Source organism: Novosphingobium rhizosphaerae (genome assembly GCF_050920675.1).
In the GTDB taxonomy this organism is placed as follows: domain Bacteria; phylum Pseudomonadota; class Alphaproteobacteria; order Sphingomonadales; family Sphingomonadaceae; genus Novosphingobium; species Novosphingobium rhizosphaerae.
The window spans coordinates 149,260-174,654 of the sequence record NZ_CP137862.1 but is presented as its reverse complement, the minus strand read 5'-3'; the positions used below and the strand labels follow the sequence as shown (position 1 = coordinate 174,654).

Sequence of the window (25,395 nt, the reverse complement as noted above, 5' to 3'; positions counted from 1 at the left end):
ACCGGCAGCCCGGCGCACCCCACCGATCATGACCTTGCATCGCACCGACCTTGCCGACTTCAACACGTTCCTGGTCCTGGCGCGCCACCGCAATTTCCGGCGCGCCGGGCTCGAGATCGGGGTCAGTGCCTCGGCCATCAGCCATGCGCTCAAGGGCATGGAAGCGCGCCTTGGCGTGCGCCTGCTCAACCGGACCAGCCGCAGCGTGACGCTGACCGCGGCGGGCGAGGAACTGCAGGCGGCGTTGCAGGAACCGTTCTCGATGATCGGCGAAGCCGTCGAGCGGCTCAATCGCTTGCGCGACGAACCGACCGGCCACATCCGGCTCAACGTGCTGGAACACGCCGCCACCCTGCTGCTCGCCAAAGTGCTGCCAACCTTTACCGAGCGCTATCCCGGCGTGCGGATCGATATCGCGGTGGCCAATGCCATGCAGGACGTGGTGGGCGAAGGCTTCGACGCCGGCATCCGCTATGGCGGAACCGTGCCGGAAGACATGATCGCCCGGCGCCTTTCGGCCGATCTGCGCTGGGTGGTGGTGGGCGCGCCGGCCTATCTCGAACGGTTCGGCGTGCCGCAACATCCCCAAGACCTCGCAAACCACCGGTGCCTGCGCATCCGGCTGGGCGATGACAGCATCTATCACTGGGAATTCGAGCGCGAGGGCGCGGTGATCGCCATCGACGTGCCCGGTGCGATCACCGTGGACCAGACCGCGTTCGCGCTGGCCCTGGTGCGCGAGGGCGCGGCCCTGATGTACCTGCCCGAACCCTGCGTTGCGGCAAGCGTGGCGCGCGGCGAAATGCAGGTGGTGCTACGCGAATGGTCGTCGCATGGCGAAGGCTTCCACATCTATTATCCCAGCCGGCACCAGCTGCCCACCGGCTTGCGCCTGTTGATCGACCTGGTGCGCGAAATGCGGCCCTTGGGCCTGTAGCGCCGTGCCAGCGATGAACAGCATTCATCGCTGCATCAAGGCTGCGCCAGCTCCAACCGGATCAGCGGGGGCGCTATCTCGCGCCCATGGCAACGACCGACCAAACCACCGCGCACTGGGGCGCCGTCCTGGCATTGACGCTTTGCGTCTCCACGCTGATCGCCTCGGAATTCATGCCGGTCAGCCTGCTGACGCCGATCGCGGCCGATCTGCGCCTTAGCGAGGGCACGGCCGGGCAGGCAATCGCGGTTTCCGGATTGTTCGCGGTGCTCACCAGCCTTGGCATCGCGCGCGCCAGCGCCGGGATCGACCGTCGCCATCTGCTGCTGGGATTGACGCTCGTGATGCTCGTTTCGGGCGCCATGGTTGCCTTCGCGCCGAACTTCGGCGTGTTCATGGCCGGCCGGGCGCTGGTCGGCGTGGTCATCGGCGGCTTCTGGTCGATGTCCACGGCCACGATCATGCGCCTGGTCCCGCCGCCAGACGTGCCGCGCGCGCTGGCCCTGCTCAATGGCGGGAATGCCCTGGCCACCACGATCGCCGCCCCGCTCGGCAGTTTCCTGGGCCAATTCATCGGCTGGCGCTGGACTTTCTTCATGGTCGTGCCGCTTGCCGCGCTGACCTTTGCGTGGAAATGGCTGGCGCTACCGGCGATGCCATCGGATCGCCAGGCCAAGCCGGCCCTTACCCTGGCCCTGCTTGCCCACGCCGAGGTGCGCCGGGGCATGGCCGCCGTCGCCTTGCTATTCGCCGGGCAATTCGCGGTGTTCACCTATTTGCGCCCGTTCCTGGAACAGCACGTCCATGTCGGGGTCTCGCTGCTCTCGCTGATCCTGCTGGGCATGGGCATCGCCGGCGTGCTCGGCAATGGCTTGATCGGCCGGCTGGTCGCCCACAGCCTTGCCCAGGCGCTGATCCTGCCGCCGCTTGCGCTCGCGCTGATCGCCGCCCTGCTCATCGCGGTGGGCACCCATGCGCCCCTCGCCGCCGTGCTGCTGGCCCTGTGGGGCCTGACCGGCACGCCCGCGCCCGTGGCATGGTGGACGTGGATGGCGCGCACCCTGCCTGATGACGCCGAAGCCGCCGGCGGCCTCATGGTCGCGGTAATCCAGCTGGCGATCACGCTGGGCGCGGCAGGTGGCGGATTGCTGTTCGATGCCTTTGGCTTTGCCGCCGCATTCCTGGCCGGTGCGTTGCTTCTGGTCGGCTCGGCGCTGCTGGGCCTGGCCGACGCGCGCCACGCTTCCCCGCTTCCCGAAAGGAACAACGCATGATCCTCTATCGCAATGGTACCCGCCCCTCGCAGCCCGGCCCGGCCGAATGGTTTACCGGCCGCGTGCGCATCGATCCGCTCAACACCGCGCCCGCGCCGTCCCGCCACGGCTGCGCCAGCGTGACATTCGAACCCGGCGCCCGCACCGCCTGGCACAGCCATCCGCTGGGCCAGACACTGTTGGTCACCGCCGGCACCGGCTGGACCCAGTGCGAAGGCGAACCCATTGTCGAAATCCGCGCGGGTGACGTGATCTGGTGCCCGCCCGGCCATCGCCATTGGCACGGCGCGACGGCCACCACCGCGATGACCCACATCGCCATCCAGGAAGCGCACGACGGCAGCTTCGTCACCTGGATGGAGCACGTGAGCGACGCGCAATATCTTTCGGCCGGGCAAGACCACGACAACTAATGTGCGCGGGGTCCAAGTCCCCACGCATTCTTGCCTCCTGTTGCAGAATACGGCTTCCCGCGTGCCGCGCGACGTGCCATGCGCTTTTAGGAAAGAAATTTTCCAAATAGACGGATTTGACATGGCGCGCGGCAACCAGGGCGAAGAAGCACTTGCGATCGGCAAGCGGTTGCGCGCGATCCGCCGCGCGCAAAATGCCACCCTGGCCGATGTCAGTGCCCGCGCCGGCGTTTCGATCTCGGCCCTGTCCAAGATCGAAAACGCGCAGATTTCCGCCAGCTATGATATTCTCAAGCGGGCCTGCGACGCACTGGGCGTGGGGATCGAAGATATCGTCTCGGCCACGGCCAAGAGCCAGCTTTCCGGGCGCAAGACGGTGACGCGGCGGGGCGAAGGCGAACAGTTCCGCTCCGATCAATACGACTATCGCATCCACGCCAGCGAGATTTCCAAGAAGGCGATGATCCCCTTCGAAATGGTCATCCGCGCCCGTAAGGTGGAGGATTTCGACCACTGGAGCCAGCACGAGGGCGAGGAATTCGTCTATGTGCTGGACGGCGCGATCGAGATTCACACCGAACACTATGCCCCGTTCCGCCTGGCGGCCGGGGAAAGCGCCTATTTCGACAGCAGCATGAAGCACCTCTATCTCGCAGTCGGCGACGCCGATGCACGTGTGCTGTCGATCTCGCACGATCCCGCCTCGGCCGAGAGGCGGCCGGTTTCCACTTATATGCATCCCTCCACCCGGCAAGTGCCGGCGTGATCTAGGCGTAGAATTCGGGCGCCAGGCGCATCTGCTGGATCGCCACCGGATCGTGGAACAGCAGCATCGTGGCATCGTGTTCGCGCTGCAGGGCCTTGAGCCGGCGGATCGCGGCAAGCGCGGCCATGTCGTCGCAGCATTCGCCCGGCAGCACTTCATCGACGAAATTCTCGGCCAGGTCGCCCGCGTCGAACGGCAGGATCACCGCGCCGGTCTGCGGCAGGGTGATCACGGCCGATTGATGGCCCTGGGTGTGGCCGCGCGTATCGATCAGCGTCAGGCCGGGCATGGCCTGCCAATCCCCGTCGCGCAGATCCCAGTCAAGGTCGGGCAGGTCATAGTCGGAACGGATATAGGCAAGGCCCGGATCGGCGGCAAAGGCCTGTTCGTATTCGCGCCGCTGCACCGAAATGCGCGCATGGGTCAGTTGTCCCAGATAGCCGCAATGGTCGTAATGCAGGTGCGAGAGGATGACGTGGCCGATATCGCCCAGGCCAATGCCGATCTGCGCCAGTTGCTGCGCCATATCGTGCATCGGCCGCACCACCGGCGGGGTCATGCCATATTGGCCAAAGCACGCGTGGCGCCGCACCGGATCGGTGATGTTGTCGGGGTTCATCCCGCCATCGAGCAGGACCCAGCCGTGATCGGTATCGAGCAGATAGGCGCAGACCGGTTCGCTCAGGATGAAGCGCCCGCCCAGGTTGCGCGTCGAAATCGTCTTGGGCAGGATTTCAAAGCCGCAAAGCAGCACGAACAGCCGGCGCACGGCAGTGGTGGGCGTCATCACGATTGCTCTTGCTCCCTGGGCGCTACGTTGGGCAGCGCCAGTGCTGCCAGGGCAAGGCCGCCGCTGGCCAGCAGCACATAGCCGATCCACCCCGCCATGCCGAAATAGATCGCCGGGGCCAGGAACGAGAGCAGCGAGATAGCCTGCCCGACCACCCCCGAAACCGTGCCGCGGCGATTGGACCCTGCACCCGCGCCCGCTTGCGCCAGCGCGGGCAACTGCGACATCGCCACCGCGCCCAAGCCGCTGAATGCCAGCAGCCAGGCAAACAGCGCGCCGGTGGCAAGCGCCAGGCTGCCACCCGGCCAGAACAGCAGCGCCTGCGCCACGGCGCCGGCCACGGCCAGGCCGGCGAACAGCACGCGCCGCTGCCCGGCCCGCGCCAGCACGGCGCCTGCCGCCAGCCCGCCCAGCATCATCGCCACGCCCTTGGCCGCGGCCACGACCGTGGCGGATTCGGCCATCGACGCGCCATGCACCCGCGCCAGCCAGGCCGGCGCGACCAGGCTGGTGCCATAGGAAATCGCCGACGGCACGGCCACCGCCAACGCCAGCCGCAGCACCCCCGGCTGGCGCAGCACCAGGCCCAGTTCGCGCCAGGCGGCACGCCGATCAGGCAAGCCCCCCGCCTGTACCGGACGCGCCGGGACCAGATGGGGAAGCGCCAGCGCCCACAGCCCCAGGATGCCGAGCAAGGCACCATGCAGCGCCAGCGGCAGCACCCAATGCCCGGTTTGGGCAAACGGCGCGCCCAGCACCAGGCCCAGGGCAAACCCGGCGGGCGCATAAGTGGACCACAGCGCCATGGCCCGCACCTGGCGCGCGCCAGCATAGGCCGCGGCCAGCAGCGCCGGCGCCGCCACGCTGATCCCGGTAAAAGCCAGGCCCGAGAGCAGCAGCGCGGCATAGAGCGCGGCCGGGCTCCCGCCCGCCACGGCCAGCGCATCGGCGAGGCCTCCGGCCAGCCCGGACCAGACCAGCACCCGGCGCGCACCAACGCGATCGACCAGCGCGCCGCAGGGCACGGCCAGCAGCGCCGATGGCAGCGAAAACAGCGCCAGGCCTTGCCCGATCTGCGCGGCTGTCAGCCCCAGCGCCCCGGCCAGGTCGAGCGTCAGCGCCGCGACCACACCCACTTGCGCCATGCTTGCCAGCGTCAACGCATAAGCCAAGGCGAGCACGGACCAGCCACGCGATGTGGCAGGATCGGCTACAGCGGAAGAAGCGGCAAGGGAGCACATGGGAACAAGGCTGGCACGTTTTCCTGATTTTCAAAAGTTGGAAAATTAGTTTTCCTGTAGGAAAATTTCTGTTAGCACATTTGCATCCGCACCCGCCTTGGGAGGCCATGCCTTGAAGATCACTGCCGTCACCGCGTTCCCCTTTCGCTTGCCGGTTCGGCGCGATTTCAAATGGGCGGGCCTCATTGCCGATCTGGGCGGCTTCGTGGCGGTGCGGGTGGAAACCGAAGGCGGCGTGACCGGCTTTGGCGAGGCAACCCCGCTGCCCGATTGGGGCGGTGACTGGGGGCGCCGCTGTGGCGAGACGCAAGCCAGCGTGGTGCAGATGATCGAGCAGGTGCTGGCCCCCGCACTGATCGGCCTGGATGCCACGGCGGTCACTGCCGCGCGCGCCGCGATGGACCGCGTGCTGATCGGCAACAGCTATGCCAAGTGCGCGATCGACATTGCCCTGCACGATGCCTGGGGCAAGATCGTGGGCCAGCCGGTCTACAAGCTGCTGGGCGGCGCCGTGCGCGACAGCGTGCCCGTGGCGCACATGATCGGCCTGATGCACGAAGCCGAAGCGCTAGACGAAGGGCTGGGCGCGGTGGCCGATGGCGTGCACGCGTTGCAGATCAAGGGCGGGGTCGATCTGGCGCGCGACGTGCGGCTGGTGGCGGCACTGCGCCGCGAACTGGGCCACGACATCACGCTGCGGCTCGATGCCAATCAGGGTTACGGCCACGGCAAGGCCGCCACGCAAGCCGTGCTGCGCCTGGCCGAGGCGGGCGCCAGCCTGGTGGAGCAGCCCACCACCGGCCTGCCGTTCATGGCCGCCGTCACGGCGGCATCGCCGCTGCCGATCATTGCCGATGAAAGCTGCTGGGACATTCACGACGCGCTCGACGTGGCCGAACGCGGCGCGGCCGATTGCCTGTCGATCTACCTGGCCAAGGCCGGCGGTTTCGTCGGCGCGGGCGGGGTGGCGCGGGTGGCCGCCGCGCGCAAGATGGCCTGCGATGTCAACGGGTCGATCGAATCCGCCATCGGCACGGCGGCCAACGTCCATTTCGCCCTGGCCCATGGCGCCGTCACGCTGGGCGCGGTGATCGCGATCAGCGCGCCGGCGGGCACCCACCCCTGCCGCATCGCCGGCCGCTATTACGAAGACGATGTGCTGACAGCGCCCATGGCCGTGGCCGATGGCGCGATCCTGCCGCTCGATGCGCCGGGCCTGGGCATTGTCGTGGACGAGGACAAGCTCGCCCACTATCGGTGCCACTGATCATGGCCGGCTATCGCATCGCGGCCGATATCGGCGGCACCTTCACCGACATCGCCTGCCTTTCGCCCGATGGCACGCTAACCACCGCGAAAGTGCCGACCACGCCGGGCGACTATGCCCGCGCCATCCTGGCCGGCATTGCCGACGTGGCCGCGCGGCTGGGCCTGCAACCGGCCGATTTTGCCGAGATCCTCCACGCCTCCACCATCGCCACCAACGCGATCCTTGAAGGCAAGGGCGCGCGCACCGCGCTGGTCACCACCGAAGGCTTTCGCGACGTACTGGAAATGCGGCGCATCCGCGTGCCGCGCCTCTACGAGCCGCTTTATCAGAAGCCCGCCCCGCTCAGCCCGCGCCGCCTGCGGCTGGAAGTGCCCGAGCGCATGGGGCCGCGCGGCGAAGTGATCCGGCCGCTCGATACCGGCGCGCTGGTCCAGGTGGCGCAAGCCCTGGGCCAGGCCGGGGTGGACGCCGTGGCGGTGTGCTTCCTGCACAGCTACGCCAACCCGGCGCACGAGGCCAAGGCCTTGCAAATCCTCAAGGAAGTTCTGCCGCCCGAAACTTTCCTCTGCGCCAGCCACGAAGTGTTGCCCGAAATCCGCGAATACGAGCGGACCAGCACCACCGTGGTCAACGCCTATATCGGCCCGGTGGTCAGCGCCTATCTCGGCGCCTTGCAGGAACGGCTGATTGCCGCCGGGCTCGATGGCCGGCTGCTGATGATGCAATCGAGCGGTGGGCTGCTCGATGTGGCACAAGTGATCGCGCGGCCCGCCACGGTGGTGGAAAGCGGCCCGGCCGCGGGCGTGGTCGGCGCCGCGCGCCTGGGCGGCGGCGCCGGGCACGATCATGTCATCACCTTCGACATGGGCGGCACCACGGCCAAAGCCTCGCTGATCGAGCATGGCCGCCTGGCCACCACCGACGAATACGAAGTGGGCGGCGGCATTTCGATGTCGAGCGCGCTGGCCAAGGGCGGCGGCTATGCCCTGAAACTGCCGGTGATCGACGTGTCCGAAGTGGGCGCGGGCGGGGGCAGCGTGGTGCGGGTGGATGCCGGCGGCGCGCTGAAAGTGGGGCCGGAAAGCGCGGGCGCCGTGCCTGGCCCGGCCTGCTATGCCGCCGGTGGCACCCAGGCCACCGTCACCGATGCCAACGTCGTGCTGGGCTATCTCAATCCCGTGGCGCTGGCCGGCGGCACCGTGCCGATCGACGCCAGCCTGTCGCGCGCGGCGATCGATGCCGCCGTGTGCCAGCACCTGGGCTGCACGCTGGAAGAGGCCGCATGGGGCATCCACCGCCTGGCCAACGCCGCGATGATGCGCGCGGTCAAGGCGGTTTCCACTTATCGCGGCCGCGATCCGCGCGATTTCGCCCTGTTTGCGTTCGGCGGCAATGGCGGCATCCACGCCGCCGCGCTGGCCCGCGAACTGGGCATGGCCCAGGTGATCGTGCCGCCCGGCGCCGGGGTGTTCAGCGCGGTGGGCCTGTTGTTCACCGATCACGAAGTGAGCCGCTCGGCAGCACTCGGCCGCCCCCTGGCCGACGATGCCGAAACCCTGGCCGCGATCACCCGGGCGCTGGCCCGGCTGGACGCCGATGTGCGGGCCGAACTGGGCGCGCATCCGGCGCTGGCGCTGCGCTGCCGGGCAGACCTGCGCTATCACGGCCAAGGCTTCGAACTGGGCGTGGACGTGCCGCCCGGCGCGATCACCCCCGCCTGGATCGAGGCGCTGCGTACCGCGTTCGAGGCCGAGCATCGCCGCTCCTATGGCCACGACCTTGGCCCCCACCGCATCGACCTGGTCACCCTGCGCGCGATCGGCACGATCCCGCCGCAAGGCCCCACGGCCATCGCCCCGGCGGCTGTCCTAACGCCAGCCGCTGCACCGGAAACCACCCGCGCCTGCTGGTTCGGGCCAGAGCATGGACGCATCGCAACCCCGGTGATCGATCGCGCCGCGCTGCGCGATACCCCGCGCGCCGGGCCGTTGATCGTGGAGGAATACGAAGGCACCACCGTGGTGCCGCCCGATGCCACGGCGCGGCGCGACACGGCGGGCAATATCGTGATCACCCTTGGCGCAGGAGCCACCCATGTCGCGTGATGTCGATCCCATCCTGCTCGAAATGTTCAAGAACGGGTTCGAGGCCGTGGCCGACGAGATGGCCCTGATCCTCATGCGCACGGCCCATTCCCCGATCGTGCGCGATGCGATGGATTTCTCCACCGCCTTGTGCGACGCGGCCGGGCAGAACCTGGCCCAGGGGCTGACCACGCCGATGCACCTGGGCAGCTTTCACGATGCCATGCGCCACCTGATCGGCGAATATGGCGCCGATATTGCCGATGGCGACGTGTTCATCGGCAACGATCCCTATCTGGCCTCGGGCCAGCACTTGCCCGATATCTATGTGATCCAGCCGATCTTCCACGCCGGAACGATTCACGGCTGGGCGGCCACGATCGCCCACCATGTCGATGTGGGTGGGCTGGTGCCCGGCAGCAATTCGTTGAGCGCGGTCGAAATCCACCAGGAAGGCCTGCGCCTGCCCTTCGTGAAGCTCTATCGCGCGGGCCGGCCCGATCCGGTCGTCACCCGCCTGATCGCCGCCAACGTGCGCACGCCCGATCAGGTGCTCGGCGATATCGAGGCGCAAGTGGCCGCTGCCCATGCCGGCGCACGCGGCCTTGTCGCAATGATCGACCGCCATGGCGCGCAGACCATCGCCGCCTATGGCGCCGCGCTGCACGATTATGCCGAACGCCTGGCGCGCGCCGCGATTCGCGCCATTCCCGATGGCACCTATCGCTTCGAAGACCATATCGACGGGCTGGGCGACAATCCGCAGCCCGTGCTGTTTCGCCTGGCGCTGACCGTGGCGGGCGAGGAAGTCACCGCCGACTGGACCGGCACGGCGCCGCAAGTGCGCGGCGGCATCAACGCGCCGATCTCGTTCTGCAAGTCCAACGTCTATGCCGCGCTGCGCTCTGTCATGGGGGCCGACGTGCCCAATTGCCATGGCTATACCCGGCCGATCCACGTGGTCGCGCCCGAAGCCAGCGTGCTCAACTGCACCTATCCCGCCCCCTGCGGCGCGCGCGGCATCACCGGCTATCGCATCGTCGATTGCGTGTTCGGCGCGCTTGCCCAGGCCGTGCCCGACAAAGTCGCCGCCGATGGCGCGGGCGGCTCCACCCTGCCCAGCTTCAGCGGCCGGATCGACGGGCGCACGTTCGTGTTCTCGGAATGCGTGATGGGGGTGTGGGGCGCGACCAGCGAACACGATGGCCAGGAAGGCGTGCCGCACATGGCATCGAACCAGGCCAACGTGCCGATCGAAACGATCGAGGCCGATTACCCCATCCGCATCGAACGCTATGGCCTGGTGGCCGATAGCGGCGGGCCGGGGCGCAACCGGGGCGGCCTGGCCGTCCTGCGCGAATACCGCATGCTGGCCGACGATATCTTTTTCGGGGTGCGGTCGGACAAGGTGATCCACCCGCCCCACGGCCTCCAGGGCGGTCGCGCCGGCACACCGGCCAGCAATCTGCTGGAACGCAGCGGGGGCTTGCGCATCCTGCCCGCCATGCCGACCACGCCGTTCCTGCTCCAGACCGGCGAAGTCTATCGCCACGTCATGGCCGGCGGTGGCGGCTTCGGCTCTGCGCTGGAGCGCGCGCCCGACCGCGTGCGCGAGGACGTGCTCGATGGCCGCGTCAGCCGCAGCCACGCACGCGATGCCTATGGCGTGGTGATCACCGCCGATGGCACGCTGGATGAAGAAGCCACCACCGCGCTGCGCAGCCGCATGGCGCCCCGTACCGCCACCCCGCGCCAGACCGGCCGGGAGACGCGGGCATGAGCGCGGTCCACACCAACCCGCGCGCGGTTTCCGCGCTCGATCCGTTCTCGGCCGAATTCCGCGCCGATCCCTTTGCCGCCTATGCCCAGCTTCGCGCCACCGGGCCGATCGTGTGGCTGGAGCAATACGGCATCTGGGTGGTGCAGCACCACGCCCAGGTCAAGGACGTGCTCACCGACTGGCGCCGTTTCAGCAATGCCGGTGGCGGCGGGTTGACCAACTATTTCAAGGAACCCAACTGGCGCCAGCCCAGCATCATCCTGGAAGTGGACCCGCCCGAACACGAGCGCACCCGCAAGGTCATGATGCGGGTGATCAATGCCAATGCGATCAAGTCCCTGCGCGGCGGATTCGAAACCGTGGCGCGCCGACTGGTCGACGCGGCCCTGGCCCAGGGTGAGATCGAGGCGGTTTCGCAACTCGTCCAGCCCTTCCCCCTCACGGTCTTTCCCGATGCGGTGGGCATGCCCCCGCTCGATCGCGAAATCATGCTGGTCTATGGCGGCATGGTGTTCGGCGCGTTCGGCCCGCGCACGGCGTGGTACGATCAGTTGATGGAACGGGCCGAGGAAGTCTCGGCCTGGATCGACGCACATTGCGCGCGCGCCGCGCTGACCGATGATGGCCTGGGCGCCGGGATCTATGCCGCCGCCGACGCGGGCGAGATCACCCAGGACGAAGCGCGCCTGCTGGTGCGCTCGTTCCTGTCCGCCGGGGTCGATACCACGATCGATTCGATCGGCCTGGCTTTGCGCGCGCTGGCCGAGCATCCCGAACAATGGGCGCTGCTGCGCGCCGATCCCGCACTCGCGCGCAATGCCTTCGAAGAGGCGACGCGCTATGACAGCTCGTCGCAAAGCCTGTTTCGCACCACCACGCAATCCTTCGAATTTGCCGGGCAGACGCTGGACCGCCACGAAAAGGTGCTGGTCCTGATCGGTTCGGCCGGGCGCGATCCGGCGGTGTGGGACGAACCAGATCGTTTCGACATCCGCCGCCGCCTGACTCACCAGGTCGGCTATGGCACCGGCATCCACGGTTGCGTGGCGCAGATGATGGCGCGCCTGGAAGGCGAAGTGTTCTTTCGCGCGCTGGCCGAAAAGGTCGGCACCCTTACCTGCACTGGCCCATCGCAGTTGCGGCTGGTGCCGGGGCTGCGCGGGCTGTCCAGCCTGCCCCTGGCCCTTTCGGCCTGAAGGAGAAGACAACACCATGGCCACCGTGATCGTTGCTGGCGGCGCCACCGGAATCGGCCGCGCCAGCGCCCTGGGCTTTCGCGCGCGGGGCGATGATGTCCTGCTGATCGACCATCGCGAGGAAGCGGCGCAAGTCGCGGCCGAGGATCTGCCCGGCCGCTGCCTGTTCATGGCCGCAGACCTGGCCGATCCCGAAGTGCCGGCCCGCGCCGTGGCATTGGCGGTGGAAACCTTCGGCGGGCTCGACAGCGTGCTGGTGACGGCCGCCGTCATGCAATCGGCCGCGCTGGCGGAATGGACGCCGCAGATGTGGGCGCAATCGGTCAACCTCAACCTGGCCATGCCGTTCTTCCTGGCCCAGGCCGCCGCGCCGCACCTGCGGCGTTCGGAAAATCCGTCGATCGTGCTGATTTCCTCCACCGGCGCGCTGCGCGGCCATGCCGGCATGTCGGCCTATCAGGCCACCAAGGCCGCCCTGCCTGGCCTCGCCCGCAGCCTGACTGCCGAACTCGGCCCCGATGGCATCCGCATCAACTGCATCCTGCCCGGCTGGATCGAAACGCCGTTCAACGATCCGTTCTGGCAGTACCAGCCCGATCCGGCCGAAAAACGCCGCGCGATCGAGGCGCAGATTCCCCTGCGCCGCCAGGGAGAACCGCTGGACGTGGCCAGCATGGTGCTGTTCCTGTGCTCCCCGCAAGGGCGCTATATCGCCGGCACGTCGATCGTGATCGACGGCGGCTATACGGCGGTCTGAGGCCATGGCCCACTCCCATGGCTGGCGCCTGGCAGACAGCTTTTCCTCCGCCGTGCGCCCGGCGCTGCTCGGCAGCCTGGGCGCGGTTTCGGCCGCGCATCCCCTGGCCGTCGCCGCCGGGCAGGCCGCGCTGTTCGCCGGTGGTTCGGCGGCTGACGCGGCCATTGCGGCGCAGGCCGTGCTCTGCGTGCTGTGCCCCGATGCCTGCGGACTGGGCGGTGACATGTTTGCCCTGGTCGCCGATCGGGCGCAGACCCTGGCGATCAACGGCGCCGGCGCCACGCCGCAGGCCGCCACAACCTTTGCCGACGACGGGCCGCACAGCGTGACCGTGCCGGGCCTGGCCGGCGGCTGGGCCAAGCTGCATCGCCGCTGGGGCCGCCTGCCCGCCGCCACCGTGCTGGCACCGGCCATTCGCCTGGCGCAGGATGGCCATCGCGTTTCGCCCACGCTGGCGGCGGCGGTCATGGCGCAGCGCGCACGGCTGCTCGCCCATGGCGCGGCGGCGTGGTCGCTGCTCAGCCTGGCCGCGGGCGATCGCCTGGTGCAGCCCGAACTCGCCGCTTTGCTGCGCAGCCTCGCCCACGATGGCTTCGACGCGTTCTACACCGGCGCGCCTGCTGCCGCGATTGCCAACGCCCTGGCGCGGCAGGGCGGCGCGATGGACCGGCGCGACCTCGCGCGCCATGTCACCCATGTCGGCCCGGCGCTCACCGTGGCTTATGCCGGGTGCACCGTGGCGGTGCAGCCCCCGCCCACCCAGGGCGTGCTTCTGGGCATGGCGCTCAAGGGCATGGCCGCCTGCGCCCCGGCCGACGATGCCGGGTCCGATCACACCGCCGTGGAATTGACCGAAGCCGCCTTTGCCTGGCGCGACGACGCCGCACATCTGGGCGCTGCGCTGCTCGACCAGCCGCTGCCGATCGACCCGCAGCGCGCCGCGCGGCGCGGCGGTCCGCGCGCCTATCTCCACACCGCCGGGGTGGCGACGGCCGATGCCGATGGACTGGTGGTGTCATCGCTGGTTTCGGTGTTCGACGATTTCGGCAGCTGCGTCTTCGTGCCCGAACTGGGCATCACGCTCAACAACCGCGCCGGCGGCTTCACCCGTGGCGCCAATGCCGCGGCGGCCGGCAAGCGCCCGGTGCACACCCTGGCCCCGGCGCTGGTGCGCGGCCCGCAAGGCTGCCTGGCGCTGGCCACGCCGGGCGCCGATGGCCAGGTGCAGACCCTGCTGCAGGTGATCGACCGCACCTTGCGCCGGGGGCAGGACCTGGCCGGCGCCATCGCCGCCCCGCGCTGGCGCAGCGAAGGCGCGCACCTGCTGATCGAGGAAGGCCATCCCCAGGCCGCGGCCCTGGCCCGCCGGGGCCATGCCCTGGCCCCGCTGCCACCGGGCCAGATGCGCTTTGGCGCCGTCGCCTGCGCGGGCCTGAGCGATGGCACGCCCCTGGCCGTGGCCGATTGGCGGCGCGATAGCTGGGCCGGCGTCGCCTGACGCCGGCCCACGCCGCGAAATTATGCCGCCTTGGCCCGCGCGCGAAAGGCGTGGAGCAGCGGCTCGGTATAGCCGCTGGGCTGCGCTTCACCGGCAAAGACCAGCGCGCGCGCCGCCTGGAAGGCCAGGCTGCCCTGCGGATCGGCGGCCATCGGGCGATAGGCCGGATCGCCCGCGTTCTGCGCATCCACGCGCGCCGCCATGGCCAGCAGCGCCGCATCCACCTGATCCGCCGTGATCACGCCGTGGCGCAACCAGTTGGCCAGGTGCTGGCTGGAAATGCGCAAGGTGGCGCGGTCTTCCATCAGGCCCACGTCGTCCAGGTCCGGCACCTTGGAACAGCCCACGCCCTGGTCGATCCAGCGCACCACATAGCCGAGCAGGCCTTGCGCGTTGTTGTCCACCTCGGCCTGGATCTCTGCCGCGCTCCACGGCCGATCAGGTGCGATAGGCACGGTCAGCAGGTCAGCCAGCGGGGCCAGCGGCTCGGCCAGGCGCTCTGCCTGGCGGGCCGCCACGTCGATGCGGTGGTAATGCGTGGCGTGCAGCACGGCGGCGGTGGGCGAAGGCACCCAGGCGGTGTTGGCGCCGGCCTGCGGGTGCACGGTCTTTTGCGCCAGCATGTCCGCCATGCGATCGGGCATGGCCCACATGCCCTTGCCGATCTGCGCCTTGCCGGCCAGGCCACAGGCCAGCCCGATCTGCACGTTGCGGTCTTCATAGGCGGCGATCCACGGCGTGGCTTTCATCTGGGCCTTGCGCAGCATCGGCCCGGCGCGCATCGCGGTGTGGATCTCGTCACCCGTGCGATCGAGAAAGCCGGTGTTGATGAACATCACCCGGTGGCGCACCGCGTGGATGCAGGCGGCCAGGTTTACGCTGGTGCGGCGCTCTTCGTCCATCACGCCAATCTTGATGGTGTGCCGCGCCAGGCCCAGCAGGTCTTCCACCGCATCGAGCACGTCGTTGGCGAACGCGCATTCCGCCGGCCCGTGCATCTTGGGCTTGACGATATAGATCGAGCCGCTGCGGCTGTTGCGGTAGAGCCCGCGCCCCTGCACATCGACCAGGCCGATCAGGCTGGTAATCACCGCGTCGACCAGCCCCTCGGGCGCGTCCTGCCCATCGGCCAGGCGCACGGCGGGCGTGGTCATCAGGTGGCCGACATTGCGCACCAGCAGCACCGAACGCCCCGGCAGGGTAAACGGCCGGCCATCGGGGGCAACATAGACGCGATCGGGCGCCAGGCGCCGCGTCTGCGTGGCACCGCCCTTGGCAAAGCTGGCCTGCAGATCGCCGCGCAGCAGGCCCAGCCAGTTGGCATAGGCCGCCACTTTGTCTTCCGCATCGACGGCGGCGATCGAATCTTCCAGGTCGCAGATCGTGGTCAGCGCCGCTTCCACCACGATATCGGCAAGGTGCGCACGGTCGGTCGCGCCGATGGGGTGGGCCGGATCGATCACCAGCTCGATATGCAAACCCTTGTTGCGCAGCAGGATGTTGGCGCCGGCGCGCCCCGCCCATTGCGCCGGGTCGGCCAGCACCGGATCGCCGCCCGCCCAATCGGCCCACGAACCCTGCGCCAGCGGCACGGCCTGGTCCAGGAACGCGCGGCCCCAGGCAATAACTTGCGCGCCGCGCGCCGGGTCATAGCCCGCGCCCGCCGCCGTGCCCGGAATGGCATCGGTGCCATAGAGCGCATCGTAAAGGCTGCCCCAACGCGCGTTGGCGGCATTGAGCAGGAAGCGCGCGTTGAGGATCGGCACCACCAGCTGCGGCCCGGCCAGTTCCGCCAGTTCCGCGTCCACACCCCATGGGTCCACCTGGAACGGCAGCACCTCGGGCACGAGATAGCCGATCTCGCGCAGGAAGGCTTCGTGCGCGGCGGCGTCGAACGCCTGGCCAACCCGCGCCTCGTGCCAGGCGTCGAGCGCCTGCTGCAAGCGCTCCCGCTCGGCCAGCAGGACGCGGTTTTGCGGCGCAAAGCGTTCCAGCAGCGCGGCAAAACCGGCCCAGAACGCCTCGGGCGCAATCCCGCTGCCGGGCAGCGCCTGGTCTTCGACGAAGGCGGCAAGCGGCGCCGCCACGGCCAGCCCGGCCCTGGTTGTCATGGTCATGGCAATGGAGTCCTGTGGCGTCCTGCCGGCTTAGCGCTGCGGCGCCTTGGCCAGGATCGCGGCCGTGGTGGTGTGGGTGTTTTGCGGCGTGGGCGCGGGCATCTGCTGCACGCGGCGAATGTTGCGACCATGGCCCTTGGCATCGGTGCAAAGCTGCCCGTCGCGCATCACGAAACGGCCGCGCACCAGGGTGTGGATCGGCGCGCCCTGCGCCACCCAGCCCTGGAACGGGGTGGAATTGCCCTTGGACTGCAGATCGGCCGAATCCACCACGGTTTCACGGTCAAGGTCCACGATCACGATATCCGCGTCCGATCCGGGCAGCAGCGCGCCCTTGCGCGGATAGAGACCAAAGGCCTTGGCCGGGGCAAGCGAGGTCATCTTCACATATTGCGTGATGGTCATGCGGCCCGAAACCACCTGGCTGAGCATCAGCGGCATCTGGGTCTGCACCCCGGTAAAGCCGCAGTCGGCGGTCCAGATATCGTCGCGGTGCTTTTCATCGTGGCTGTGTGGCGCATGGTCGGTCGCGATCATGTCGATCGTGCCGTCGGCCACGCCCTGCCACAACTGGTCCTGGTGCACCTTCTCGCGCACCGGCGGGTTGACGCGGATCAGCGACTTCTTGTCGGTATAGGCATGCTCGTCCAGCAGCAGGTAATGCGGGCAGGTTTCCGCGGTGATGTCCACCCCGCGCAGCTTGGCTTCGCGCAAGGGGCGCAGTTCGTCGCCCGAGGAAACGTGCAGGATGTGGATGCGCGCGCCGGTCCATTCGGCCAGGATCGCGGCGCGGGCCACCGCTTCCACCGCCACGACCGGGGGCCGCGCGTCGAGGTGGGCCAGCGGGTCGCAGCGCCCGGCGGCCATCAGCTTTTTCTGGCGGCGCGCCATGATCGAGGCGTTTTCGGCGTGCAGCGCCACGCGGTAGCCGTGCTTGGCCACGATCTCGAACCCTTCGAGGATCGCGCCTGAAGGCGGCGAGGGCAGATTGCCGAAGGTGTTGCCCATGAAGCACTTGAACGCGGCCACGCCGCCTTCGATCAGGGCTTCGAGTTCATCGATGTTGGATTCGCCGAGCAGGCCATAGATGCCGAAATCGACATAGGCGGTTTCGGCCTGCTTGAGCTTGAGATTGAGCGCCTCCACCGTGCCGGTCGGCGGGTTGGTGTTGGGCATTTCGAACACCGTGGTCACCCCGCCCATTGCCGCGCTGGCCGTGCCGGTTTCCCAGGTTTCCTTGTGGGTATAGCCCGGATCGCGGAAGTGCACGTGCGCGTCGATCGCGCCGGGCAGCAGGTACTTGCCGGCAGCGTCGAGCACGTCGGCCGCCTCGGGCATGGCATCGGCCGCGCCGATGGCCAGGATGGCACCATCCTTGATGGCCACCGATGCGGCAAAGGTGGTGCTGTCGGTCACCAGGGTGGCGCCGTGGATGACAAGATCGGCAAGCATCGGACAGTCTTTCTGTGGGGGAACGGACAGGATTACACGAAAGGGATTACACGGCCGAGATTACAGGGCGGCCCAGCCACCATCGACCGGCAGGTCGACACCGGTGATCTGGCGCGATGCGTCGGACGCCAGGAACAGGCAGGCATTGGCCACGTCCTCGGCCTGGCTGATGCGGCGCAGGGCATATTCGGCGGCGTGCTCGGCAATCACTTCGTCTTCGCTCAGGCCGCGCGCAGCGGCCATGCCGGGCATCACCTTGGTGCGGAAGCGCGGGCCATCGACCATGCCGGGCGCCACGATGTTGACGTTGATGTTGTGCGGCCCGGCCTCGATCGCGGTGGACTTGGTAATCCCGCGCAGGCCCCACTTCGATGCCGAATAGGCCATGCGCCCGGCGCGGCCATGCATGCCGAACGTGCCACCGACATTGACGATCTTGCCATAGCGGCGCGCGATCATCGCCGGCAGCACCGCGCGCATCATGTGGAAGCAGCCCGCCATGTTGAGCCGCACGATCTCGTCGAACGCTTCGGGCGTGGTTTCCCATGCCGGCAGGCCAACCGGGCCGGTTCCGCCCGCCACGTTGACCAGCACATCGACCTGGCCGTGGGCGGCAACCACAGCGGCAACGGCGGCGTCGCACTGCGCCGCATCGGTAACGTCACAAGAAAAAGTTGAAATTCTTTCAGCGTATTCGGGGTTGTCTTCACGAAGCTTTTCAAGAGCGGACAAGTCTCTTCCAAGAACAGCTACGAAAGAACCTTCCTTGCAAAACGCATTTGTGATCGCCGGGCCCATGCCCTTTCCGGCACCAGTGATGATCACAACTTTATCTACAAGGCCAATTTCCATACGTAACCCCATGAATTTTTTCCGGCGTCTTCACATATTTGAAAAATACTTGTTGATTTTTGCTGCAGCATGTGAAGTGCCTGTCACTGCATAGGCTATCCCCTGTTGCCCTTGGTGTGCTAAAAGGATGGCATGCCGGTGCAAAAATACGAACGGAACCATCGTGGCGCTGCGTAACCAACGAATCTGGGCCTACATCGATGAAGTCGCGCGTGCCGGCTCGGTACGCCAGGCGGCAGAGCGCCTGAACATGACGCCTTCGGCCCTGCTGCGGCGCATCCAGGACGTGGAACACGATCTGGGCGCCCCACTGTTCGAACGCCATTCGCTGGGCGTGCGGCTGACTGCGGCGGGCGAACTGTTCATCCGCTGGATCCGCACGCAATCGGCCGAATTGCAACGCGTCTATTCGCAGATCGAGGAACTGGGCGGGCTGCAGCGCGGCGATATCCGCATCGCCTGCAGCCAGGCGGTGGCACGCAGCTTCCTGCTGCAGCAAGTGGTGGATTTCCGCGCGCGCCATCCCAACGTGAAGTTCCGCATCGTGGTGACCGACCATATCAGCGCGGTGCGCCAGTTGACCGAATACGAGATCGACCTGGCGCTGATCTTTCGCCCGCTGCGCCATCCCGAACTGCACCCGATCCTGTCGATCGGCCAGGGCCTGGTCGCGATCATGGCGGCGGACCATCCCTTGGCCGACAAGGCCGTGCTGCGCCTGCGCGAATGCGCGCATTACGACCTCGCCATGCCCGACACCGCGTTCGGCGGCCGCGAGATCATCGAAACGCGGCTGGCCAACAGCTCGGTCAAGCCGCGCATCGTGGTGGAATCCAACAATTTCGACATGCTCGGCGAAATCGTCGCGTCCAGCGATCTGATCACGTTCCAGATCGACATCGGCGCCGAACTGTGGCGCCGCGATCCGCGCTTTGCCGTGCGCCGCATCAACGATGTGGACCGCACTTATGGCCCGTTGGTGCTGGGCCAACTGAAAGGCCGCCCGCTGCCGCTGGCCGCCGCCAAGTTTGCCGAACAACTCGCGCGCGACATGCACGCCTGCCGCACCCTGCCCATGGCCGAAATGCCAGCGTTCGAAGACGACGAGGATGAACACCTCGCACTCGACATGCAGGAAGAAAGCCCAGACCAGCTGTGAGCCGGCCCCCTCACCCCGGAGCATATCCGGGGTGAGGGTTTGCCGGTCAGGACGCCTGGTAGATCGTCCGCGCCGCCTGCGGTGACACAAAGCCTTCGGCCAGGTCTGCCGCCAGGGCCTCGGGCCGGCGCGCATGGGGATCGCCCAGGCCGGCGCCGCCCGGCACATCGAGCACCAGGCGCTGCCCGGCGGGAATTTCCTGCCGGCCCTTGCCGCGCAGCACGGTGCCGTCCGTCAGCCGCACCTGGCCCAGCGAACCATCGGCACCGCCCTCGCGCCCGCGTGCGGCATGGCCCACGCGCTCGAACATGGCGAGCACTTCAAAGCCGCTGCCATCACGCATTGCCACTTCCACGCGCTGGCCCAGCCCGCCGCGCAGCGCCCCGGCGCCGCCGCTGTCGGCCAGCAATTCCTTGCGCCAGATCACGATCGGGGCGCCGTGCTCGGTCACTTCAACCGGCATGGCGCGCACGCCGCTGGGAAAGGCCGTGCCATCCAGGCCATCCTGCCCCGGCCGCGCGCCCGAGCCGCCCGAATTGAAGAAGATCGTGTCGAACAGGTCGCCCGGCGTGCCTTGCTCGATTTCGGGATGGCGCCCGCGCAACTGCACGCTCCACAGGCACGAAGACCCTTCCACCGGCACGCGATCGGGGATTGCCTGCGACAGGCATCCGAACACCAGATCGGGCAGCATCTGCCCCACGATGTGCCGCGCCGCCACCGGCCAGGGCCGCTGCACGTTGAGGATCGAGCCTTCCGGCGCATCCACTTCGTAAGGCAGCAGCGCGCCATGGTTGTTGGGCACTTCCGGGCTGATCACGCAGCGCAGCGCAAACACGGTATAGGCGCGGGCATAGTTGAGCACCACGTTGATCCCGCGCGGCAGGCAGGCGTCCGATCCGGCGTAGTCCACCTTCACGCGCTCCCCGTCGATGGTCAGCGTGGCGCGCAGGGTGACCGGGGCGTCATAGCCGTCGATCACCAGGCTGCTGCTCCACGAACCTTGCGGCAGGCGTGCGATTTCCGCGCGCGTGGCGTCGAGCGACTGGGTGACGATAGTGTCGGCCACGTCCTGGAGATCGTCCATGCCGAATTCGCCCAGCATCGCCGCCAGGCGCCGGATCGCGGCGTTGTTGCTGGTCACATAGCTCAGGATATCGCCGCGCACCTGCAAGGGCGTGCGCACGTTCTGGCAGACGATTTCCAGCAGTTGCTCGTTCAATTCGCCCCGGCTGGCCAGCTTCATCAGCGGGATCTGGATGCCTTCTTCATAGATGGAGCGGCCATCGGGTCCCTGGCCCAGTCCGCCGATATCCACCTGGTGGCAGCACACCCCGAACAGGCCGACGATCCGCCCCTGGTGGAACGCGGGCGAAACCACGGTCACGTCGTGCAGGTGCCCGGCGGTCAGCCAGGGATCGTTGGTGATGAAGTGATCGCCCGGCTCCATCGTAGCGAGCGGGAAGCGGTCGATGAAATGGCGCACGCCCGCCGCCATCGAATTGACGTGGCCGGGCGTGCCGGTCACCGCCTCGGCAATCAAGCGGCCTTCCAGGTCGAACAGCGCGGCGGACAGATCGCCCGCATCGCGCACCGTGGTGGAAAAGGCCGTGCGCATCAGGGTCTGCGCCTGTTCTTCGACAATGGCGATGAGGCGGGTCCAGATCACCTGGTGGCGCAGTTGCGACAGGGCATTGCTCATGCGCGGGGCTCCTCGGGCCGGCGGGTACAGACAAGCGTGCGGTTGGCATCCATGCGCGCGTCGAAGCGCGGCGAGACGACCGTGGTGGTTTCGCGCTCGGTCACCAGGACCGGGCCAAGCACGGCATCGCCCGGCGCCATGTCTTCGCGCGCCACCACGGCAAAGCGCAGGGGCGCACCATCCTGCGGATCGATCACCTCGCGCCAGGCGGTGGGCGTGAGCCAGCGATCGGGGAGCGGCGCGGCGGCGCCCTGCCCTTGCCACACTTGCGCTGCCACGGCGACGCGGAAGGTCAGCAGTTCCACCGGCAGGTCGAGCGCCTGGTTGCCATATTGCGTGCGATAGGCGGCCTCGAACAGGCCGCGCAGTTCCGCCACGCCAGGCAGCGGCCCTTCGGGCAGATCGAACGGGATTTCAAAGCCCTGCCCGGCATAGCGGCCCAGCGCCACGCGGCGTTCGCTTTGCGCAGCGCCCGGCGCGCCCTTGGCCACCAGATCTTGCGCCTGTGCGGCCATGGCGCCCAGCAGCGCATCGAGCGTCGCCAGATCGGCGCCCTCGGTCAGCAGCACATGGTGGCTGCGCGCCACTTCATAGGATACCGGCGCGCGCAGAAAGCCAACGGCCGATCCCACGCCCGCGCCGGCCGGCACGATCACCCGGCCAATGCCCAGCTTTTCGGCAAAGCGCACGGCATGGAGCGGCGCCGCGCCGCCAAAGGCGATCAGGCTGCGGTCTTCCAGCGTCATGCCCTGCTCCACCGCGTGAACGCGCGCGGCGCTGGCCATGGTTTCGTCCACGATCTCGCTCACCCCCACGGCCAGCGTGGGTGCCGCGCCGTCCCAGATGCGCAAGTCCGCCAAGGCGGTCGCCGAAGCGGCGGGATCGAGCGAGACCTTGCCCCCGGCAAAGCGCGCCGGATCGATCCGGCCCAGCACGATATCGGCATCGGTCACGGTCGGGCGCGTGCCGCCCCGGCCATAGGCCGCCGGCCCCGGTTCCGATCCGGCTGAATGCGGCCCCACGGCCAGGCGCCCGGCGCGATCGACCGAGGCGATCGAGCCACCGCCCGCGCCGATTTCCACCATTTCCACCACGGGAATGCGCAAGGGCAGGCCCGATCCCTTGCGGAAACGATGCGCGCGGCCAACCTCGAACACCTGGCTGGTCTGCGGCCGGAATTGATTGATCAGGCAGATCTTGGCGGTGGTACCGCCCACGTCGAGCGCCAGCACTTCCCCGGCGCCGCATTCCGCCGCCACCGAGGCCGCAAAGATCGCCCCGCCCGCCGGGCCGCTTTCCACCAGCCGCACCGGAAACCGTGCGGCGATGTCCACCGTGGTCAGCCCGCCCGAAGACAGCATCAGATAGAGCGGGCAGGCAAAGCCCATCTCCGCCAGCCGGGTTTCCAGCCGGCGCAGATAGGCGTCGACGATCGGCTGGACATAGGCATTGGCCACCGTGGTCGAAAAGCGTTCATACTCGCGCATTTCGGGCGAGACTTCGCTCGACAGCGACAGGCTCACGCCCGGCATTTCCTCGGCCAGGATGCGCGCGGCCTGCTGCTCGTGCGCCGGGTTGGCATAGGCGTGCAGGAACGCCACCGCCACCGCGCGAATGCCCTCGGCGCGGAATGTGGCCGCCGCTTCGCGCACGCCCGCTTCGTCCAGCGGCAGGAGCACTTCGCCGGTCGCAGCCATGCGCTCGCCCACGCCCAGGCGCAGTTTGCGCGGCACGAGCGGCGCGGGCTTTTCCATGGCGATGTCATACTGGTCGAAGCGGCTTTCGCTGCCCAGCGCCAGCACATCGCGAAAGCCTTCGGTGGTCAGCAGGGCCGTCGGCACCCCGCGCCGCTCGATCAGGGCGTTGGTCGCCAAAGTCGTGCCATGGACCACCAGGTCCACGTCGGCCGGGGTGAGCCCCGCTTCGTCGAGCAGCAGTGCCACCCCTTCGAGCAGGGCCCGCTCGGGCGCGTCATAGGTGGTGAGGATCTTGGTCGAATGGCGCGCGGTGGCGGTTTCCAGCACCACGTCGGTAAACGTGCCGCCGATATCGGCACCGATGCGCGCGCGGGGCCGCGAGAGTTGTTCAGCCATAGATGTCCTGGGGATTTTTCGCGAGAGTGGCATAGAAGCGGGCAAGGTGATCGGCCACCTTCACCGCCGGGTAGCGCGGGGTATCCGCCCCCACCAGTTCGGGCAGCGGCGCGACGACCACCGCGCGATCGGGATTGGCGAAATAGGGGACGGAAAAGCGTTCTTCCCCGGCGCGGTTGCGCACGCGGTGGAAGTTCGACAGGAAGCGGCCGTTGGACCACCACATCATCATGTCGCCCACGTTGATGGTATAGGCCCCGGCAATCGGCGGCGCCTTGATCCACACCCCGTCGCGGCGCTTCACTTCCAGCCCGCCGACGTCACCCTGGGCGAGGATCGTAAAGGGCCCTTCGTCGGTGTGCGGCACCATGTTCGAGACTTCATCATCGGCCATGGCGGGCAGGCGCGGATAGAAGTTCATCGACAGTTGCGAGGCGGGATGGCGGAACCACCCGTCAAAGCGGTGTTCGGGCAAGCCCAGGCCCAGCGCAAAGGCGCGCAGCAATTCGCGCGACAGGTTGAGCATCGCGTCGAGGTACGCCTCGCTCGCGGCGCGGAATTCCGGCATGTCGGCCGGGAAGCGGTTCGGCTGGTCGAAGATGGCGGCGTGGTCCATGTCCGCCGGATCAGCCGGCCATTCATGCTGCAACCGATATTGCTCGAACAGGCGGGTGTTGCGCGAAAAGCCATCGGCCTCGGGCGCGCCGATCCAGCCGCGATACCATTCGGGCGTTGCCGCGCTCTGCGCACGCTCTGCGCGCGGCCTGGCAAAGAACGCCGCCGCTGCGGCAAAGACATCCTCGCGCGCGGCCTGGGGCACGCCGTGCCCGGCCAGATAGAAAAAGCCGATCTCTTCGCAGGCGCGGGCGATGGCCTCGGCCACCTCCTGGCGCGCGGCGGCATCGCCGCTCAGGAACGGCGCAAAATCAATGAGAGGCACCTCGTCCAGCGTGATCGCTTGGGCGGCGGATACGTCATCGGCGGAACGGCTCATCGAACAGGCTCCATCGCGAAGGCCAAGGGCAGGGCGCGCAGGCGGCGCCACCATGCCGGCCGGGCATATGGTATGACTAAGGCAACACTTGGCCCCTGAGCGTTGTTTTTTTGGTACTCCCCCGCTGCCGAAACATCACCTTGGCGCACCACCCCCCACCGGCTAGTCCATAAACTGCACACCATCACCACAAGCACGGGCGCAGCATGACAGGCAACAACGGGCAAGCCGGGCCTTTGGCCGGAACCCTGGCAGGGCAGATCATCGCCCTCACCGGCGGCACGCGCGGGCTCGGCCTGGCGCTGGCCCATGCCCTGGTCGCCCAAGGTGCGCGCGTGGCGCTGATCGGGCGTGATGCCGCCACCGGTGCCGCCGCGCAGGCCAGCGTGGGCACCGCCGCCCGCGCCTATGCCGCAGACGTCACCGACGCCGCCGCGCTCGCCGCCACCTTTGCCGCCATCGCGCAAGACTTGGGGCCGGTCGATGCGCTGGTCTGCGCCGCGGGCGTCAGCAGCGGCAAGGCCCCGATCTGGGAAAATGGCGAGGCCGCCTATCGTCACTGCTTCGATATCAACGTGCTGGGCGTGATCAACGCACTGGGCGCGGCCATGCCAGCCATGGTGGCGCGCGCCGGCGGCCAGGTCGTGGTGATCGGCGGCACCTATGGACACAAGGGCGTGGCCGGCCAGGGCATTTATGCCGCCTCGAAATGGGCCGTGCGCGGGCTGGTACGCTCGGCCGCGCTCGATGGCGCGCCGCACGGCGTGCGGGTCAACATGGTATCGCCGGGCGGCATCGACGGCGAACGCCTGCGCCGCCTGTTCAGCCAATCGGCGGAGCGCAACGGCGAAGCGCCCGACGCACCCTACAACCGCTTTGTCCAGTCCACCGCGCTGGGCCGCCTGGTGGGCGAGGACGACGTTGCCCGCGCCGTGCTGCACCTGCTTGGCCCCGGCGGGCGCATGATGACCGGGCAGGACATCGTCGTCGACGCCGGAACGATACTCTGAAGGAGCCTGA

20 protein-coding genes are annotated in these 25,395 nt (G+C 68.3%); 12 read left to right on the top strand and 8 right to left on the bottom strand.

The window, feature by feature from the left end; genetic code table 11:
• Nucleotides 1-28: 28 nt before the first annotated feature.
• From R9J51_RS20850 to R9J51_RS20835, 4 genes are all read left to right on the top strand, one after another.
• Nucleotides 29-937 carry a LysR family transcriptional regulator gene (locus R9J51_RS20850; RefSeq protein ID WP_179562645.1) on the top strand — a complete coding sequence of 303 codons (909 nt, stop codon included), beginning with the start codon at nucleotides 29-31 and terminating at the stop codon, nucleotides 935-937.
• A gap of 86 nt (nucleotides 938-1,023) precedes the next feature.
• A complete protein-coding gene (locus R9J51_RS20845) occupies nucleotides 1,024-2,211 on the top strand; it encodes an MFS transporter (protein WP_179562647.1) in 1,188 nt (395 codons plus the stop codon).
• Entirely contained in the window at nucleotides 2,208-2,624 is a 417-nt protein-coding gene (locus R9J51_RS20840) for a (R)-mandelonitrile lyase (RefSeq protein ID WP_179562649.1), read from the top strand. Before R9J51_RS20845 ends, R9J51_RS20840 begins: the two co-directional genes overlap by 4 nt.
• 121 nt (nucleotides 2,625-2,745) lie before the next feature.
• Complete coding sequence (locus R9J51_RS20835; protein ID WP_168557448.1) at nucleotides 2,746-3,390, top strand: helix-turn-helix domain-containing protein; 645 nt, start codon at nucleotides 2,746-2,748, stop codon at nucleotides 3,388-3,390.
• Between the two features lies 1 nt (nucleotide 3,391).
• Here R9J51_RS20835 and R9J51_RS20830 read toward each other — a convergent pair whose 3' ends face one another.
• Together R9J51_RS20830 and R9J51_RS20825 are read right to left on the bottom strand one after the other, a co-directional pair.
• Nucleotides 3,392-4,177 carry an N-acyl homoserine lactonase family protein gene (locus R9J51_RS20830; RefSeq protein WP_179563075.1) on the bottom strand — a complete coding sequence of 262 codons (786 nt, stop codon included), beginning with the start codon at nucleotides 4,175-4,177 and terminating at the stop codon, nucleotides 3,392-3,394.
• Complete coding sequence (locus R9J51_RS20825) at nucleotides 4,177-5,361, bottom strand: MFS transporter (protein WP_218847455.1); 1,185 nt, start codon at nucleotides 5,359-5,361, stop codon at nucleotides 4,177-4,179. Before R9J51_RS20825 ends, R9J51_RS20830 begins: the two co-directional genes overlap by 1 nt.
• A gap of 172 nt (nucleotides 5,362-5,533) precedes the next feature.
• On the opposite strand from R9J51_RS20825, the gene R9J51_RS20820 reads away from it, so the two are divergent.
• The 6 genes from R9J51_RS20820 to R9J51_RS20795 are packed head-to-tail and all read left to right on the top strand — an operon-like array spanning nucleotide 5,534 to nucleotide 14,006.
• On the top strand, nucleotides 5,534-6,688 hold the full coding sequence (locus R9J51_RS20820; RefSeq protein WP_179562653.1) for an enolase C-terminal domain-like protein: 1,155 nt from the start codon (nucleotides 5,534-5,536) through the stop codon (nucleotides 6,686-6,688).
• 2 nt (nucleotides 6,689-6,690) lie between these two features.
• Nucleotides 6,691-8,796: a hydantoinase/oxoprolinase family protein gene (locus tag R9J51_RS20815; RefSeq protein WP_179563077.1), complete on the top strand. Its 2,106-nt coding sequence runs from the start codon at nucleotides 6,691-6,693 to the stop codon at nucleotides 8,794-8,796.
• Complete coding sequence (locus R9J51_RS20810; RefSeq protein ID WP_179562655.1) at nucleotides 8,786-10,555, top strand: hydantoinase B/oxoprolinase family protein; 1,770 nt, start codon at nucleotides 8,786-8,788, stop codon at nucleotides 10,553-10,555. The genes R9J51_RS20815 and R9J51_RS20810 overlap by 11 nt, the downstream gene beginning before the upstream one ends.
• Entirely contained in the window at nucleotides 10,552-11,751 is a 1,200-nt protein-coding gene (locus R9J51_RS20805; RefSeq protein WP_179562657.1) for a cytochrome P450, read from the top strand. The genes R9J51_RS20810 and R9J51_RS20805 overlap by 4 nt, the downstream gene beginning before the upstream one ends.
• A 16-nt stretch (nucleotides 11,752-11,767) precedes the next feature.
• Nucleotides 11,768-12,508, top strand: coding sequence for an SDR family NAD(P)-dependent oxidoreductase (locus R9J51_RS20800; RefSeq protein WP_169475235.1), 741 nt, complete (start codon nucleotides 11,768-11,770; stop codon nucleotides 12,506-12,508).
• Nucleotides 12,509-12,512: 4 nt separating this feature from the next.
• Complete coding sequence (locus R9J51_RS20795) at nucleotides 12,513-14,006, top strand: gamma-glutamyltransferase (RefSeq protein ID WP_179562659.1); 1,494 nt, start codon at nucleotides 12,513-12,515, stop codon at nucleotides 14,004-14,006.
• A gap of 20 nt (nucleotides 14,007-14,026) precedes the next feature.
• On the opposite strand, the gene R9J51_RS20790 is transcribed toward R9J51_RS20795, so the two are convergent.
• From R9J51_RS20790 to R9J51_RS20780, 3 genes are read right to left on the bottom strand one after another with little or no spacing between them, the layout of a single operon-like run.
• Nucleotides 14,027-16,117 carry a malate synthase G gene (locus tag R9J51_RS20790; RefSeq protein ID WP_179562661.1) on the bottom strand — a complete coding sequence of 697 codons (2,091 nt, stop codon included), beginning with the start codon at nucleotides 16,115-16,117 and terminating at the stop codon, nucleotides 14,027-14,029.
• 36 nt (nucleotides 16,118-16,153) lie between these two features.
• On the bottom strand, nucleotides 16,154-17,575 hold the full coding sequence (gene allB, locus R9J51_RS20785) for an allantoinase AllB (RefSeq protein WP_169475232.1): 1,422 nt from the start codon (nucleotides 17,573-17,575) through the stop codon (nucleotides 16,154-16,156).
• Nucleotides 17,576-17,635: 60 nt separating this feature from the next.
• Complete coding sequence (locus R9J51_RS20780) at nucleotides 17,636-18,427, bottom strand: SDR family oxidoreductase (RefSeq protein WP_179562663.1); 792 nt, start codon at nucleotides 18,425-18,427, stop codon at nucleotides 17,636-17,638.
• Nucleotides 18,428-18,590: 163 nt separating this feature from the next.
• On the opposite strand from R9J51_RS20780, the gene R9J51_RS20775 reads away from it, so the two are divergent.
• On the top strand, nucleotides 18,591-19,586 hold the full coding sequence (locus R9J51_RS20775; RefSeq protein WP_168557458.1) for a LysR substrate-binding domain-containing protein: 996 nt from the start codon (nucleotides 18,591-18,593) through the stop codon (nucleotides 19,584-19,586).
• A gap of 46 nt (nucleotides 19,587-19,632) precedes the next feature.
• Here the strand turns inward: R9J51_RS20775 and R9J51_RS20770 are convergent, their stop codons facing one another.
• From R9J51_RS20770 to R9J51_RS20760, 3 genes are read right to left on the bottom strand one after another with little or no spacing between them, the layout of a single operon-like run.
• Nucleotides 19,633-21,288, bottom strand: coding sequence for a hydantoinase B/oxoprolinase family protein (locus R9J51_RS20770; protein ID WP_168557459.1), 1,656 nt, complete (start codon nucleotides 21,286-21,288; stop codon nucleotides 19,633-19,635).
• Nucleotides 21,285-23,381 (bottom strand): hydantoinase/oxoprolinase family protein, encoded by a 2,097-nt coding sequence (locus R9J51_RS20765; protein WP_179562665.1) that lies wholly within the window; start codon nucleotides 23,379-23,381, stop codon nucleotides 21,285-21,287. The genes R9J51_RS20770 and R9J51_RS20765 overlap by 4 nt, the downstream gene beginning before the upstream one ends.
• On the bottom strand, nucleotides 23,374-24,375 hold the full coding sequence (locus R9J51_RS20760) for an isopenicillin N synthase family oxygenase (RefSeq protein ID WP_179562667.1): 1,002 nt from the start codon (nucleotides 24,373-24,375) through the stop codon (nucleotides 23,374-23,376). The genes R9J51_RS20765 and R9J51_RS20760 overlap by 8 nt, the downstream gene beginning before the upstream one ends.
• A 206-nt stretch (nucleotides 24,376-24,581) precedes the next feature.
• Here R9J51_RS20760 and R9J51_RS20755 point away from each other — a divergent pair, with 206 nt between their 5' ends.
• A complete protein-coding gene (locus tag R9J51_RS20755; RefSeq protein WP_179562669.1) occupies nucleotides 24,582-25,385 on the top strand; it encodes an SDR family oxidoreductase in 804 nt (267 codons plus the stop codon).
• The last annotated feature ends 10 nt before the right edge of the window (nucleotides 25,386-25,395 follow it).

Bases quoted from the DNA above. Each gene is read 5' to 3' on its own strand.
- R9J51_RS20780 (WP_179562663.1), bottom strand. From the start codon at position 18,427: ATGGAAATTGGCCTTGTAGATAAAGTTGTGATCATCACTGGTGCCGGA.
- R9J51_RS20755 (WP_179562669.1), top strand. From the start codon at position 24,582: ATGACAGGCAACAACGGGCAAGCCGGGCCTTTGGCCGGAACCCTGGCA.
- R9J51_RS20805 (WP_179562657.1), top strand. From the start codon at position 10,552: ATGAGCGCGGTCCACACCAACCCGCGCGCGGTTTCCGCGCTCGATCCG.
- R9J51_RS20765 (WP_179562665.1), bottom strand. From the start codon at position 23,381: ATGGCTGAACAACTCTCGCGGCCCCGCGCGCGCATCGGTGCCGATATC.
- R9J51_RS20830 (WP_179563075.1), bottom strand. From the start codon at position 4,177: ATGACGCCCACCACTGCCGTGCGCCGGCTGTTCGTGCTGCTTTGCGGC.
- R9J51_RS20840 (WP_179562649.1), top strand. From the start codon at position 2,208: ATGATCCTCTATCGCAATGGTACCCGCCCCTCGCAGCCCGGCCCGGCC.
- R9J51_RS20845 (WP_179562647.1), top strand. From the start codon at position 1,024: ATGGCAACGACCGACCAAACCACCGCGCACTGGGGCGCCGTCCTGGCA.
- R9J51_RS20790 (WP_179562661.1), bottom strand. From the start codon at position 16,117: ATGACAACCAGGGCCGGGCTGGCCGTGGCGGCGCCGCTTGCCGCCTTC.
- R9J51_RS20760 (WP_179562667.1), bottom strand. From the start codon at position 24,375: ATGAGCCGTTCCGCCGATGACGTATCCGCCGCCCAAGCGATCACGCTG.
- allB (WP_169475232.1), bottom strand. From the start codon at position 17,575: ATGCTTGCCGATCTTGTCATCCACGGCGCCACCCTGGTGACCGACAGC.
- R9J51_RS20850 (WP_179562645.1), top strand. From the start codon at position 29: ATGACCTTGCATCGCACCGACCTTGCCGACTTCAACACGTTCCTGGTC.
- R9J51_RS20800 (WP_169475235.1), top strand. From the start codon at position 11,768: ATGGCCACCGTGATCGTTGCTGGCGGCGCCACCGGAATCGGCCGCGCC.
- R9J51_RS20795 (WP_179562659.1), top strand. From the start codon at position 12,513: ATGGCCCACTCCCATGGCTGGCGCCTGGCAGACAGCTTTTCCTCCGCC.
- R9J51_RS20810 (WP_179562655.1), top strand. From the start codon at position 8,786: ATGTCGCGTGATGTCGATCCCATCCTGCTCGAAATGTTCAAGAACGGG.
- R9J51_RS20815 (WP_179563077.1), top strand. From the start codon at position 6,691: ATGGCCGGCTATCGCATCGCGGCCGATATCGGCGGCACCTTCACCGAC.
- R9J51_RS20770 (WP_168557459.1), bottom strand. From the start codon at position 21,288: ATGAGCAATGCCCTGTCGCAACTGCGCCACCAGGTGATCTGGACCCGC.
- R9J51_RS20835 (WP_168557448.1), top strand. From the start codon at position 2,746: ATGGCGCGCGGCAACCAGGGCGAAGAAGCACTTGCGATCGGCAAGCGG.